This is a genomic window from Grylomicrobium aquisgranense (assembly GCF_033971865.1).
Lineage (GTDB): Bacteria > Bacillota_I > Bacilli_A > Erysipelotrichales > Erysipelotrichaceae > Bulleidia > Bulleidia massiliensis.
Map to the genome: position 1 here is coordinate 1 of NZ_JALBUR010000017.1, position 14,468 is coordinate 14,468.

The 14,468-nt window shown below is 43.8% G+C and carries 13 protein-coding genes; 2 read left to right on the top strand and 11 right to left on the bottom strand.

The window, feature by feature from the left end; translation table 11 throughout:
- Nucleotides 1-128: 128 nt before the first annotated feature.
- The 9 genes from MOZ60_RS07430 to MOZ60_RS07470 form a co-directional block, all read right to left on the bottom strand.
- Nucleotides 129-1,727, bottom strand: a complete 1,599-nt coding sequence (locus MOZ60_RS07430) for an LTA synthase family protein (RefSeq protein ID WP_370596175.1) — start codon at nucleotides 1,725-1,727, stop codon at nucleotides 129-131.
- A gap of 154 nt (nucleotides 1,728-1,881) precedes the next feature.
- Nucleotides 1,882-2,439, bottom strand: a complete 558-nt coding sequence (locus MOZ60_RS07435) for a YczE/YyaS/YitT family protein (RefSeq protein ID WP_370596176.1) — start codon at nucleotides 2,437-2,439, stop codon at nucleotides 1,882-1,884.
- On the bottom strand, nucleotides 2,436-2,861 hold the full coding sequence (locus MOZ60_RS07440) for a MarR family winged helix-turn-helix transcriptional regulator (RefSeq protein ID WP_370596177.1): 426 nt from the start codon (nucleotides 2,859-2,861) through the stop codon (nucleotides 2,436-2,438). Before MOZ60_RS07440 ends, MOZ60_RS07435 begins: the two co-directional genes overlap by 4 nt.
- Nucleotides 2,862-2,944: 83 nt before the next feature.
- Nucleotides 2,945-3,544 carry an L-threonylcarbamoyladenylate synthase gene (locus tag MOZ60_RS07445; RefSeq protein WP_277006885.1) on the bottom strand — a complete coding sequence of 200 codons (600 nt, stop codon included), beginning with the start codon at nucleotides 3,542-3,544 and terminating at the stop codon, nucleotides 2,945-2,947.
- A 79-nt stretch (nucleotides 3,545-3,623) separates the two neighbouring features.
- Nucleotides 3,624-4,289: an LbetaH domain-containing protein gene (locus tag MOZ60_RS07450; protein ID WP_370596178.1), complete on the bottom strand. Its 666-nt coding sequence runs from the start codon at nucleotides 4,287-4,289 to the stop codon at nucleotides 3,624-3,626.
- 53 nt (nucleotides 4,290-4,342) lie between these two features.
- Nucleotides 4,343-5,131: a class B sortase gene (gene srtB, locus MOZ60_RS07455; RefSeq protein ID WP_370596179.1), complete on the bottom strand. Its 789-nt coding sequence runs from the start codon at nucleotides 5,129-5,131 to the stop codon at nucleotides 4,343-4,345.
- A gap of 45 nt (nucleotides 5,132-5,176) precedes the next feature.
- Nucleotides 5,177-6,820, bottom strand: coding sequence for an LCP family protein (locus tag MOZ60_RS07460; RefSeq protein ID WP_370596180.1), 1,644 nt, complete (start codon nucleotides 6,818-6,820; stop codon nucleotides 5,177-5,179).
- A gap of 23 nt (nucleotides 6,821-6,843) precedes the next feature.
- Nucleotides 6,844-8,781, bottom strand: coding sequence for an LCP family protein (locus MOZ60_RS07465; protein WP_370596181.1), 1,938 nt, complete (start codon nucleotides 8,779-8,781; stop codon nucleotides 6,844-6,846).
- Between the two features lie 85 nt (nucleotides 8,782-8,866).
- Nucleotides 8,867-10,294: an exopolysaccharide biosynthesis polyprenyl glycosylphosphotransferase gene (locus tag MOZ60_RS07470; RefSeq protein ID WP_370596182.1), complete on the bottom strand. Its 1,428-nt coding sequence runs from the start codon at nucleotides 10,292-10,294 to the stop codon at nucleotides 8,867-8,869.
- A 192-nt stretch (nucleotides 10,295-10,486) separates the two neighbouring features.
- Between MOZ60_RS07470 and MOZ60_RS07475 the strand changes: the two genes are divergently transcribed.
- Together MOZ60_RS07475 and MOZ60_RS07480 are read left to right on the top strand one after the other, a co-directional pair.
- Nucleotides 10,487-11,431 (top strand): diacylglycerol/lipid kinase family protein, encoded by a 945-nt coding sequence (locus MOZ60_RS07475; RefSeq protein ID WP_370596183.1) that lies wholly within the window; start codon nucleotides 10,487-10,489, stop codon nucleotides 11,429-11,431.
- Nucleotides 11,432-11,450: 19 nt separating this feature from the next.
- On the top strand, nucleotides 11,451-11,894 hold the full coding sequence (locus MOZ60_RS07480) for an SH3 domain-containing protein (protein ID WP_370596184.1): 444 nt from the start codon (nucleotides 11,451-11,453) through the stop codon (nucleotides 11,892-11,894).
- A 50-nt stretch (nucleotides 11,895-11,944) separates the two neighbouring features.
- On the opposite strand, the gene MOZ60_RS07485 is transcribed toward MOZ60_RS07480, so the two are convergent.
- Both MOZ60_RS07485 and MOZ60_RS07490 read right to left on the bottom strand, forming a co-directional pair.
- The gene (locus MOZ60_RS07485; RefSeq protein WP_370596185.1) at nucleotides 11,945-13,477 is read right to left on the bottom strand and encodes an MBOAT family O-acyltransferase; all 1,533 of its coding nucleotides are present in this window, start codon (nucleotides 13,475-13,477) and stop codon (nucleotides 11,945-11,947) included.
- Nucleotides 13,474-14,424, bottom strand: a complete 951-nt coding sequence (locus MOZ60_RS07490; RefSeq protein ID WP_370596186.1) for a hypothetical protein — start codon at nucleotides 14,422-14,424, stop codon at nucleotides 13,474-13,476. Before MOZ60_RS07490 ends, MOZ60_RS07485 begins: the two co-directional genes overlap by 4 nt.
- Nucleotides 14,425-14,468 lie beyond the last annotated feature (44 nt).

The following is a 14,468-nucleotide window of genomic DNA, read 5'->3' on the forward strand; positions in this document are numbered from 1 at the left end:
ATGCTTTGATATACATGATTCTACATAGAAATGACGCTGCTGAATAAGTTTTGGTAAAGATAATACAAAAGAAAACAAAAAAGGCCCATAACAGAGCTAATTCACATTAGCAACTGTTACAGGCCCTCTTAGTTCGTATCGTAAACGGTTGTGCCATGATCCTCCGTTCGTGACCATGACTGCCTCTCTTTCAGATATTCACTCGAGAAGTCAATATCAGCCAGCTTCTCCATGAAGGTACTCTTCCTCTCAATCTGCTCGGTCACATCCTTGAGCCCATACTCCTCCTGCAGGGTTGGGGTATCACTGAACAGGTTGGTGCCTAAACCAAGCCTGTCTCCCTCAATGGTGGCACCAAGGGCAGCCAGCGTCGTTGGAAACGCATCCAGCGTACTGTACGTACGGTATTCGGTATTATCGGTTGATACAGCACTGTTGATATAGGCCACATAGGCACGCCGCTGATAAGAAGAATCCACATCATCACAAAAGTCAGAATCCATCGTCGGATGATCCCCGCAGATAATCACGGTCGTATTGTCATACCATGGCTGTTCCTGCATCCATGACAGAAACTGAGATACCTGATACGAGGAATAAGCCATGACATTGGCATACTGGTTGTCACCAAACGGTGTCGGAATGCCAGGCTCTGCATAACCGTTTTCAAAATGCGTATCTACGGTCAGCAGGGTCAGGGCAAACGGCTCATCCACCTGCGATAATGCAGTAAGTTCATCCTGGGCAAAAGAGAACAGCTTGCTGTCTTCAAAGCCCCACCAGACCTTGTACCCCTTGGGAATCATGCCCGTATTCAATGCATAGTTGTAGTCGATAATGTCATAATTGCCATGTTCTTCAAAGTACAGCCGGCGGCCGCCAAAGGACGCATTGGAGCCAAGCATGAACACATTGTGGTAGCCCTCATTCTCCAGAATATCGCCAAGACATGTCGTATTGGCAAAAAACTTGGACTGGGTGATCATGTCATTGTTTTCCAGATTGTTCTTCAAAGGAAGACCAGATGTCATGCCAAACATCGCCCCCATCGTAAAGGTCGTATACGGCAGGGAATAGGCACCATTCAGAATCGACTGGGATCCAGAGAAATCTTCATTGCTCTCGGCAATCTGTGTCAGCTCCGGAATCACATCATCCTCAAATCCGCCCCCATCAGCCAGATCCGAATATGTCACTTCCATCGATTCCAGATAAATGAAGACAAGATTGCGCTTCTTCTGTGGGAACGTAATCGAAACCGAATCCGGATCAACGTAATTGTCTTCAATGAATGTAGAAGGATGCGTCTGATAGTTCAGATAATCACCAATGGCAAGGATGTTCCAGACATACACATCCGTAATGGACAGCACTGCCACTGAGGATACCAGGCAGATGATCAACAGTTTCTTATAGAAACCCTTTCGTCTTGTATGGCGGAAAAGCTGCCAGAAAAAAATAATGATGGCAGCAGAGGGAATACCAGCCTGAATGATCGCACTTTCGATGATGCCGCCGCCCGTGCCCTCGGTTGGTGCAGACAACTGGTACATCAGCTCATCCATGGTCAGATTCTGCCATGTCCGCAGCACCCAGGAAGACAACAATGCTGCAATAGCCGCAAATGAAACCAGCAGCAGGCAGATCACATGAATCACCTTCCACTTGCGCGGCATTTTCTTCGCATCTTTTCCGGTATCAATCTGCTTTTCTTTTTTCTTTTTCATTACAAATCCTTTACAATGCGAAATGATACCTGTGTTCACATAGAATTGCAAAACGACAAATGACCAGATCAGTCAGAAAGCTTCTGAATTTTTTGAATCAGAGATATATGTCCTTTGATCCAGGATACACATGGACCAGTCAGAAAGGCAGTGATCACGGTGCCGATGCCACGCCATGCAAACCATGAAAGAACGCCAGAGAAAGCACAGAGGCAATGGCAATCATGGAAAGATCAAAACAGATTTTCACACTGCCAAACTCCTTCTTTGACGCAATTGCAATGGCTTTGACAATCCCTTCACCCGGTACCGTGATGACATCCGGTGCCACTTCCACACAGATGCCAAACGCCAGAATCATACTGCCGGCAATGACAAGCAGGATCTGCAATGCCAGACTGGCAGGTGAAAGGAACGACAGTACTGCCATAAAGAGATCCAGAAAGGCACTGAACAGAAAGTCCGCTGCAATCTGCAGAAACTGGATCGGATGAAAATCCTTTTTCAGCAGGATCATCTCAACCAGAATGAAGAGCATATTGATGATGAACGTCATCATGCCAAAAGACATGGAAGGAAACCGCAGAGACAGTACATATGGCACACTGGAAATCACCGAAGTGCCAAGAGCACCTTTGGTAATACACACAATGCCAAAGGAATTAATGCACAGGCCGCACACAAACCAAAGCCATCTTTTCATCACATTCATCTGTCTGCCTCCCTGTACTGTGCTGCCAGTTTTTCTAACAGCTTCATCAGCTGCACACGTTCATGAAAGCTCAAACAGGACAGCACCTTCTCATCTATCTGGGCAAAAGCCGCATCGACCTTTCCAGCCATCTTTTTTCCTTTTTCTGTCATCTTGATCAATACAGAACGGCCATCATCCGGATTGGCAAAGCGCTCAACAAGGCCATCCTTCACCATCTTATCCAGCAGAATTGTGGCAGTCGCCTTATCAATCATGCACACAGCACCAATTTGCCGCGGTGATGCAGGCCCGCAGAAAGAAAGGCATTCCAGAATCTTGGGCTGACCAGCTGAAAGGCCAAGCCGCCTGACCTCTTTTTGCAGTGCCTGATGATGCCCGTTCTGCAATTGCATTAGCCTAAAATGAAACGAATCAATCATGTCTGCCTCCATATAGTTTGAATGCAAACTAATTGTAAACGGATGGATTTCCCTGTCAAGCCAGAAAAAAAGCGGTTTCCCGCTCATTTCAACACATTGAGAATCTGTTCTTTGGTCAGCGGCCCCTGCCGCAGGATCGGAAGATCTGCCTTTGTGCCATCCACGATCGTACTTGCCTGGCCAAAAGAAACGGTACCTTCCATCATGCCATCCAGTAAAGGACACTGCTTTTCAATCTCATCCAGGCTTGTGCATACCGGCTGACCAGACTGATTGGCACTGGTCATATACAGCGGCTCTCCCACAGCCTGAATCAGATCATGCAATTCCTTAGATGTGGCAAGACGAATGGCCAGTGTATCCAGACCGCCATTGACAAAGGATGGCACTTCAGCCTTCTTTTTCAATATGATGGTCAATGGACCTGGCATGAATGCCTGGATGATCTTTCTGCTTGTCTCATCCACTTCACAGATGGTTTCCACCTGGGCAAGATCGGCACACATGATGGGAAAAGCCTTGGTCAACGGCCTGTTTTTCACATGGCGCAGGTTGTCCTGTGCCTTTTGAGATAACATACGCGCACAGACTCCATATACCGTGTCCGTCGGCACCGACAAAACACCATCCGCTTTTAGCACTGCTGCCATTTCATCAATTTCATCACCAGAATATCTTCTCATCACATCAACATCGTCATGATCATGCTTGCTGTAAGCAATACCACCAGCACAATCATGATGCCTTTCATTGCCTTTTTCTTCATCTGTCTTCTTTTGTCACAATCGTGCCATTATTCTTATAGATCGAATTGGCCGGCACTACACCGCGCACACAGGATGTAGGGTAAACATTGCTGTTGGGGCCAACCACTGTCCCCGGATTCAGCACAGCATTGCAGCCGACTTCCACATGATTGCCAACCATGGCCCCAAACTTCTTCAGGCCTGTCTCAATCTGGTTTTTGCCATCATGCACAATCACAAGTTTCTTGTCCGAGCGCACATTGCTGGTGATCGAACCAGCACCCATATGTGCATAGTAGCCCAGAATCGAATCACCGACATAGTTGTAATGCGGTGTCTGCACATGATCAAACAGGATCACATTCTTCAGCTCTACACTGTTGCCAACGACACAGTCCGCCCCCACCAGAGCACAGCCGCGGATGAAGGCACAGTGGCGCACTTCCGTACGCGGACCAATGATGCACGGTGCTCCCAGATACGCACTGTCAAACACCTTTGCACTCTTTGCCACCCAGACATTGGGACTGACTTCTGTATATTCATCCTTATCCAGCGTCGGTCCAAGCTTGAGAATCAATTCCTTGATGCCAGCCAGCGCTTCCCACGGATAGGTGAACTGCTGCAGATATTCCTTTGCGATCGTATGGTCCAGATCATACATTTCCTGAATTGTATACATGATGGTTATCCTCCCCCACAACTATGAGTTTATATACCGCAGTCCAGGTGATGTCAATCAGCCTTTATCAGCTTGCAAAGCAGCGCATACCTGCCATCCTGTACAAGATCAGAGCATGAACTGATCAATACCGTCTGATCAGAAGGAGAAAATGTCTCATTGGACTGAAAGGTACTGTTGTCCAGGAAATTCTGCACATATGCCGCATAGTCATTGTCATCCGCAAACGACGTCCGGATATAGGCATCAGACCCCTGCTTGACAACACCAGCGATCGGATACAGCAGATAATCCGTCTCCGGCGTTAAAAACTCCAGATACGGATGGGCATCATAGTACGACTGATCATTGTAATAATCCAGCGTTGTCAGCATCGTATCATCATAGTGCGAAAAATGATGGCCATAGATCACTGTATTCTTATCGACAAAGCCACGGTTGTTCTGATAGTCCACAAAGATCGTGCCAAAGATACTGTATTCACCATCCAGTGTATGCCGCAGATAGTAGCTGTTATCAGAGCCGTACACAACCGGATAATCAATCGGTGTATCCGGCTGACGGATCCATCCTGCCACGTCAGAGTTCATTGCCTGCAATGCACTCCAGTCGATATTGTCATTCACCAAAGATGTATCAGCAGAAGCAGACGCAGAAGGTGTCGGCACAGAAACTGTTACAGCCTGACGCAGATCCTCATACTTCTGATCATTGGATTTATACTGATGCAGCTCAGAATAAATTTTCCAACCGGAAAATGCTGCCACACAAAGTGATACCACAAGTATTGCATCAAGAAGAGCCCTTCCGGATTTTGATAATTTCTTTTTTTTCTTTGCCATGATGTCATTCTACCACATGAAAAGACAGACCCGTTACGGTCTGCCTCACTGTCCTGTCCAGTCATTCTGTTCCATACCAGCATAATTGTAATTGAAATCATAAGAAGAATTGCTGTCAGAGCCATAGTAACCATCTGCACCGGAAGAATCAGAATCGGAACTGTCATACGCGCCATCCGGCAGATCCTGTTGTTCCACCGCAGAGCCATTGATCACATCCTGAATTACCTGTGCCACAAACTCCACCTGATTGTCATATGGATACACAACTGACAGATACTCGCCGCCAGCCGATGCACATGGACTGGAACCAGTCTCACCAAGCACATGGTAATTCACAATATCCCAGCTGATATTCTCACTCAGCTGCATCTTGGCAAAGGCATAGATGGAATCACCAGAAAGATCTGTCAGAAACTGCCCATCAAGCGATTTCAAAAGACTTTCCAGATGTACAACAACCGAAGCACTTGTCAGTTTCTCAATAATGGCCTTCATAACCAGCTGCTGGTGCATCGTTCTGCCGAAGTCACCATCCGGTAACGTATGACGTTCACGCACATAGTAAAGAGCATTATCACCATCCAGATGAATATTGCCTTCTTCAAACCAGATTGATGAATCATCAAAGAAGCCAAATGCATATGGATTATCAACATCAACACCGCCAATCGCATCAATGATCGTTCGGAATGTTGTAAAGTTTACTAATACATAATGACTGATTGTATCGCCAAGACCCAGGTAAGAATTCAGCCCATCCATTGTATTCTGAATGCCGCTGACACCAAGATGAGTCAACTTGTCATAGGCATTGGTACCATAAGCAGGGTTAGGGATATAAGAATCGCGAGGAAACGACACGATCGCAATCTGATGCGTGGAAGGATTGACCGTAACGATCATATTCACATCGGTGCGTCCTTCTGTATACAGCTGACCTTCCTCATCATTGCCGCCAATGAAGATCGCAAATGGCTGAGAAGTCAAAGCATCAGAATCTGTAGAACTGCTGGAAGTAGACGCAATCGTATAAGAGCCAATCACCGTTGTTTCATTCTTGAAATTGGTATAGGCATCCTGATCCGTAATCATCGATACGTACGAATCTGATAAAACCATGACATCAGCCTGTGCTGTATACAGGTATTCTGCTTCCTGCGTAACACTGGAACAATCAACTGTATTTACAGTGCCAAGCTGGCTTTCCACCTGCTGTAATGCATAGCTCTGATTTGTCTTATCCGAAGACAGACATGTTGCAAAGGAGGCATTACCATAATCGCTGAGACTGGTTGAAATAGAGCTATTCGAGAAATATTCCGGGTGTTCAGCACGATACGATTCATTCATCACGTACAGACGGACTGTTGTCTTATTGCCCGTAACATTGTCGAACAGATTGCTCACCAACGATTCATAGTGAGGCACAAATACATCCGCCGCTGTCAACGCAATAATTAAAATCACATCGACTGTCTTGATAAACCGACTCTTTTGGAACGCAAAGGAAAGCAGTCCCGTGATAAACACGATTGCCGCAATCAAGATCAGAGCCATCAGTTTCCAATCATCCGGCAGGAACGCAAGTCCAAAGACAATGAATGCAAAGGATGCAGCTGTAATCAATACAAACAGCCACACAAATCTGGCACTCAGAACCCGTTTTTTCTTTTTGCGTTTAGACATTCATTCTCCTAATCACTTTTCTATCAGCCGGCATCGCTGCTCGTACTGTCTGTACCTGAACTGTCACTGGAATTATTATCCTGACTCTGGTCTCCATCCTGCGAACCGCTGTTATCCGGCTGTGTTGGTGTCTCTGGCTGCACAGGCGTTGTATCAGATGTAGGAGCACTTTCCGAGCCAGATGAATTCTGACTTGAAGATGACTGATTATTACCAGAATAATTGTTAGTCTGCTGCGACCCCTGCTGCTCCTGATACTGATTCTGGTTTGTAGTTTCATTCTGCTGAGAATACTCATTTTCATAGTTCTCAGAGCTGGAGCTGCCGACAGGTTCCACAAGCGTACCATAGCCATCCGGCAGATCCTGCTGGGTAATTGTTTCACCAGCTTCTACCTTATCGATCTCACTGCTCACAAAAGAGACCTGATTAGAATACGGCATTACAACTGAAAGAGGTGTCGATCCAGAAGATGCGCAGACTGAAGTACCAGTCGTTCCCAGAATATGATAATTCACGACATTCCAGCTGATATTCTGATCCAACTGCATTTGACAAAGGGAGTATATAGCGGAATCCGAAATATTGGTGAGGAACGTGCCTTTCAACGCCGTCAGCAGAGAATCAAACTTCGTAATGACGGCTGAGCTTGTCAGCTTGGCAATAATTGCCTTCATCACAATCTGCTGGTGCATCGTTCTGCCAAAATCTCCATCCGGCAGCGTATAACGCTCACGCACATAGTAAAGAGCATTATCACCATCCAAGTGAATATTTCCCTGTTCAAACCAGATTGATGAATCGTCAAAGAAACCAAATGCATATGGATTATCGACATCCACGCCGCCCAATGCGTCAATAATGACACGGAACGTTGTGAAATTGATTAATACATAGTTATTGATTGGTGTCCCAAGCAATGAAGACAGCTCGGTCATCGTATTCTGTAATCCCTGTAAACCAAGATGAGTCAGCTTGTCCGGACTGTTATTCAATGCAGGATTCGGTACCAGGGAATCACGCGGGAAGGAAGAAATCAGAATCTGATGGCTTGTCGGATTTACGGTAACCACCATATCCACATCGGTTCTTCCTGTCAAAGACAGTTCACCTTCCTGGTCGTTGCCGCCAAAGAAGATGGAGAACGGCTGGGTAGTCAACTCGGAATCAGATGAAGATATACTGACATCATTGGTTAATTTAATCGTATACAAAACTCTTGTATCACTTGCAAAGGAGGCATATTGTTCAGTATCTGTAATCATACTGACATAATCCTGATTCAGGATCAGCACCTGTGCTTCATTGTTATACAAAGCAGAAACCGCATCAGTCATGGAATCTTTGTCAGTCACGTTGAGATCCTGTTTATCCAACAAGTTTTTGACCTCATTTAAAGCATTTCGCTGATTCGTTTGGTCAATTGACATCGTTGTGATAAATGTAGAATCAGAATACTGCTTCAGATCGTCAAGTTCATCACTCTTCCTGGAAAAACTGTTCGTATCTGTAAACAGATCGGAATGTGCTTCTTTATACGAATCTGACATCACATACAGATTCATCAGAATATAATTCTCGCTTGTTTCATCACCAGAGCTGATTACATTTGACACCTTGGCCTTATATACGGGCATAAGGCATGACAAAATAGCCAGTGCACATGCCAAGGCCAGATTGATTACCCGCATCAGAATACGCGGTGACTTCTTCCACTTTGTCAACAGATACAAAGCAACAAGAACAACGGTTAATACAGCGAGAGCATACCATGTCCATTTGCGAGGGAACATCGGCATGTTATAGAAGATCGACACAAAAACAATCGCTGCAATATAGGCAATAAACCAGAACAGGATGGGATTGAGATACTTTTTCTTCTTTGTCTTGCGGCTCTTTGATGCGATTTCAGACACATCAATCTTTTCCGTATTCTCCATGGAGCTGTCGTTATTTCTCATGCTTCCCTCCTGCTTAAGCGCCAAAATATTTTTATCAGTATACAACAATAAGATAAACAAATTGTAAACATCGTGTCAGACGAACTTATTTATCGTCATGAAACTGATGCTTATGTTCTTCTTCCATTTCTTCCATATGTTCCTGCTGTGCTTCTGAAAAGCCTTCTGTACTTTCCTTCTGAAAGATCACACGCACTGTTTCAAACAGAATCTGTACATCAAGCAATAATGAATAATTCTCGATATAGATCAGATCCATCTTCAGCTTATCCAATGCACTCGTATTGTATTTGCCATATACCTGCGCATATCCGGTCAGGCCGCCCTTCACCTTGGAACGAAATGAAAACTCTGGAATAGATTCGGTATAAAGCTGCACATGCTCAATACGTTCCGGACGAGGCCCAACAATAGACATATCACCCTTTAAAATATTGATCAGCTGCGGCAGCTCATCAATACGCGTTTTACGGATGAACTTACCAACATGTGTAATGCGGTCATCCTCTTCTCCAGCAGGATGAGGCCGTCCATCCTTCTCAGCATCCACAATCATGCTGCGGAACTTGAGAATCATGAATGTCTTATTATTCAGCGTACAGCGTTCCTGCTTGAAGAACACAGGACCGCCGTCCTCCTTCTTGATCGCAATTGCCACAATCAACAATACAGGTGACAGGATAATCAAAGCAATCAAAGACAGCAGGATATCAAAGAAACGCTTGATAATACGCTGTGATGCTTTCATACCCATATTACGGTTAAGATATAAAGGAGTATCAAACAGATTCAGGTTTTCAGATGACTTAATGATGATATCAGACAGTTTTGGTGTGAAATACACCCGCTTATTCATCTCAAAGCACAGTTTGATCAGCATATTCCGCTTCTGAGACGGCATATCGTCTACCAGCACAGCATCATACTGATTCATTTTCTCACGCAGAGCTGATACATCCTGATCAACAGAAATGCTCGATGCAACCTGATACTTGTCCGGACGGCCCAAAGTAATCTTAGAGCCAAGGTTTGTCACTCTCTGATCATAGATTTCCAAAACCTGCAGAGGCGGGAACAGATGACGATACAAATCAATCAGCTTTCCTGTCAGGCAGCAGATTAAAAATGCCTGTACCAGGAACATCGCAAAATAACGGGTCAGGAATTCATCAAAGAAGCGGAAATTTCCGGTGATTGCCATGGATACAAAAACTTCCAGGAAATCAGAAACAAAGAGAGCAGATACCTGAGCAGCAAGGGTATTCATCTTACGATGCACACCAATCTTATATCCCCCGAAGAAATGGTTGAACTCCAGCAGCATCAGCAGATAAATTCCCAATGCCATGAACAGGTTGCCATAACCAGTCAAATGCCCCGTCTGGTTATGATCCACAACAAAGTTTGTCCATACCCAGAAGAAAAGCACCGTCATCAAAAGCGTCTCGCCAGCACCAACCACCTTACGATATGCATATTTTTCCTGAATCTTATGTTTTCTATATTGCCTCAAGAGATGGTCCTCCTGTCGAATACGCACATTCAATGATATTTTAGCACACGCCCTCATTGTCACAAAACAGACGATGGTTTCTTAAACAATTTCCCACAATTCTGCGGCAATTGAAAATACAGTCAAAACACAGGAACTGTTGTAACGTTTATGTAAAAAGCCATTTATAATAGTGGCGTATACGAGGTTTTTATGCCAGATAAGAAAAAAGTATTGTTGCTTGCCAATGGGACATCCGGCACGAATTCTGCCGTGAATGATCTTTTTGAAATGATCAGACTGCTCTCAAAAGAAAACTGTATTGTCACAGTCTACCCAATCATCCCTCATGATCACCTGGTCTGTGAGGATGTTCTGACCAATCTGAAGGACCATTATGATGTCATTGCCTGCTGCGGAGGCGATGGCACATTAAATCATGTCGTAAGCCAGATGATCAAAAACAAAATAGACACACCAATTGGCTATATCCCTACCGGCAGCACAAACGACTTCTCCCGCAGCATCAACAATGGCAGATCACTTTCCCTGCAGGAACAATGCCAGGCAATTGCCAATGGCATTCCGTTTGCCTATGATGTTGGCAGGATCAATGAGGAATATTTTAATTACATTGCGGCATTTGGCGCCTTTACCAGAGTCAGCTATGATACTTCCCAGAAATGGAAAAATACGCTGGGATATGCAGCTTATGCCTTAAATGCAATTGCCAGTATTCCGGAAGGTCTTGCCTATCATACCCATGTAAGACTTGCACATGATGGCATTACAGATGAAGGTGACTATATTTTTGGGGCAGTTGCCAATACAAACTCCATTGCCGGCGTACAGTCACCACTTGTCCAGAATGCACAATTAGATGACGGCCAGTTTGAAGTTATCCTGATCAAGCAGCCTAATAACATCATTGATATCAACCGTATCCTGTCAAAACTCACCTCCGGCAATACGGACGATAATTACGTGACTGTATTTAAGACAGATCACATCAAGTTCTGTTTTGACAGCGAAACAGCCTGGACCCTGGATGGAGAAAAAGGGACACCAAATACCTGTGCAGACATTCAGTGTCTCAACAAAGCTGTATCAATTCTGACTGCAAAGGATTCAAATCAGAGCGCACAGAGTGTACAATGATGGCAATCCCGAGGTGACTATGAAGAAAGAAAACAAGAAAACAGGATCTGCTGCTCTGAATGTGATCAAAACGATCCTGATGTATGCTGTGCTGACTGCCGTATTGTTATTTGCCGGCACCAGGGTCTTTGGCGTGCTGATGAATGGCAATACAAAAGCAAAAGCAACTGCTTCCGCATCTGCCACACCAACAGCGGCTCCTACCGCAACACCAACAGTGACGCCTGCTCCTACACCGACTGTATCCGCAAATACGGTCATTGGAACCATTACGATTGGTTCTTCTGAGATCAATGTACGCAGTACACCATCTACAACAGGTGACCTTGTCACAACAGTACAGGCATATTCATCCTACAAAGTGTATGAGACAACAACCAGCGGTGGTTATACCTGGTACCGCATTTCAGAAAATGAATGGGTACCGGATGGCGGCAACTGGCTGACATATCAAGCAAACTGATTAATCCGCATCTGCGCAGGCAGATGCTTTTTTCTGTATGAAGCCTGTATCTAAAAGTTTGCATACATCATGGCAATTGCATCATATCCTGGTCCATATGCCCCAAACAAAGCAATGTAAATCATGATTGTATACAATATGCCCCAACGCACGATTGTGGTTTGGCTTTGAAATTTCTTCCGAATTGGGAATTTCTTTTCTTTTAGAACTGAGATGGAAATCAAGAAGATACTTGCCATGATAGATGCAATCCAGTCAATGGAATCCAGTCCATTGGAAAGCAGAAACGAAACAGCTTCACTCAGATGCCAAGGCTTAAACCATGTGCAGAACATTGCCCATCCAGCCGTAAAAGTAGATGCACGGAAAAACATTTCACCAATAATGACGATAAAGAACAGCTTGATGAACCGGAATACGGTAAGCGGCATACCCGAAAGGTGATGCCTTGCGCACCACTTTTCAAATGGCTTTGTCAGCTGCATTTCAATAAACATCAGCACAAAATAATACAACCCATATCCTACATACGTTAAATGTGGACCATGCCAGAAGCCATTGGCAAGCCATACCAAAAGCAGTGCCAGCGCAGGGCCGGCATACCGCGAACCCCATTTCATGTCATGTGCACGAAGGAATTTTGTCATTTTCATCACCGGCTTGCTTAACGATACAGGATAAAAGATATAATCGCGGAAAAATGTTCCGAGTGTAATATGCCATCTGTGCCAGAAATCACCGGCATTCTTTGCAAAGAACGGCTGTCTGAAGTTTTCCAGCAATGTAATGCCAAGCATTTTTGCTGAGCCTATAGCAATATCAATGGTGCCGGAAAAATCCATATATAACTGCCATGTGCAAAGCACAGCTCCGAGAAAAGCAAGAGCACCATTCTGGCCATATCCTGCAAAAAGTGCATTTACTGTGCCAGCAAGATGGTCGGCAATCACTGTTTTTTTCAGCAAACCAATGATAATTCTTTCAAACCCAACACTAATGTTTTCTGCTTTTAGTGATTCCCCCGCAGCAAGAGAATCACCAACTTCTTCATATCTTGTGATAGGGCCTTCGACTATGGTAGGAAAAAAGCTCATATATAGAGCCAATTTTCTTAAAGAGACTTCCTGAATTTTCCCGGTCTGAACATCTGCTATAAAAGAAATCGACTGTAATGTGTAATAACTGATGCCAATAGGAACAGCAATGTTTAGTGTATTCCAAACATTACCTGTAAGTGAAGATACTGAGCTGCCAATAAAATTAGTGTATTTCAGGGAAATCAATATGGCCAGTTCGAATAGTATTGCCCAAAATTTAATCCTGTTTTTCTTCTTTTTCTCTTTTTTTCTCTTCTCACGATCCTTGCTTGATCCTATGTTAATCATTACTTTCCCAGCAATATATGCAATGATTATTGAAATCAGCATCCAGACAAGAAGCCTGCCCGACCACATCCAAAAAAAGAGTACATTAAACAACAACAAAAGAATCCATCTGAATTTTCGAGGAGTAACCTGATAGCTTAATAGCAGGACTGGTAAAAAACCAAGTAAATACCTAACTGAATTATAGCTCATGCTCATGATTGTATCTCCTGCATCTGATAGCCGGATTCTATCGCAAGCTGATTCCAATCCGAATAGTGACTATCATCCCTGTGATCTGGCAGACTGTACTTTTGTTTTAGCATTTTTCCAATAAGGCGGACTACTTTTAGACTGCCATTATTGTTCAGATGTTCACCACCATCTCTAGTATCTGCCTGCCAGTCAATTCCCAAATCTTTTGCAGCATTACCAGTATTATAATCGATATATGTTAGTTGATATTTTTGACAAAACGCCTGGACACCTTTATTCTTTTCTGAGTTCCAAGTCACATTCGGAAGTCCAAGAATAATCATCTGGATTCCTTCTGATTCACATAGATTTACAATTTTTTCCAGATAATATGTATTAGCGATTCCCAACCATTTTCTCTTTTTGGAAGTTCTCATATAATCCAAGCTTCCAGTATATGGCACAATATTATCAGTACCTGTATATCCCTTTGCATAGTTTGGCAGAGGAGAACTATCATGAAATTTATATGCATAATGATATTGGAAAATTGGCCACAAATAATTAACTGCATACTTTGCATCGGTCATATAACTATAAAAAATATTTTCTTCAACAACAATAAGCCTTGGCCTTTGGCGCTGTAACATATGTTCAAGTATCAGATAACCTTCCTGAGGCAATTGTCCTGATGTGCAGCAGTTATAAGAAGTGTATCCAAAGTTTGCATACAGATTAAGCGGTGAGAAGCCTGCCCATCCAATACTGTCACCAATAAAAGCAACATCAATTGAATTCTCTTGCTCAGCATCAATATTTCTCTCTTTCAGCATAATATCCGGATATTGGCTTCCATATTTCCTGTATTTCATAAAAGGAAGAGAAAAAATCATCATTACCAGAGAAAGCACGATAATGAATTTTAATAACCGAAAGATTGACCGATACTTTTTCGACTTTTTCTTATTCACATTCATATTTCACTTTTTATTGTACACAAAAATATCTTTTCCGA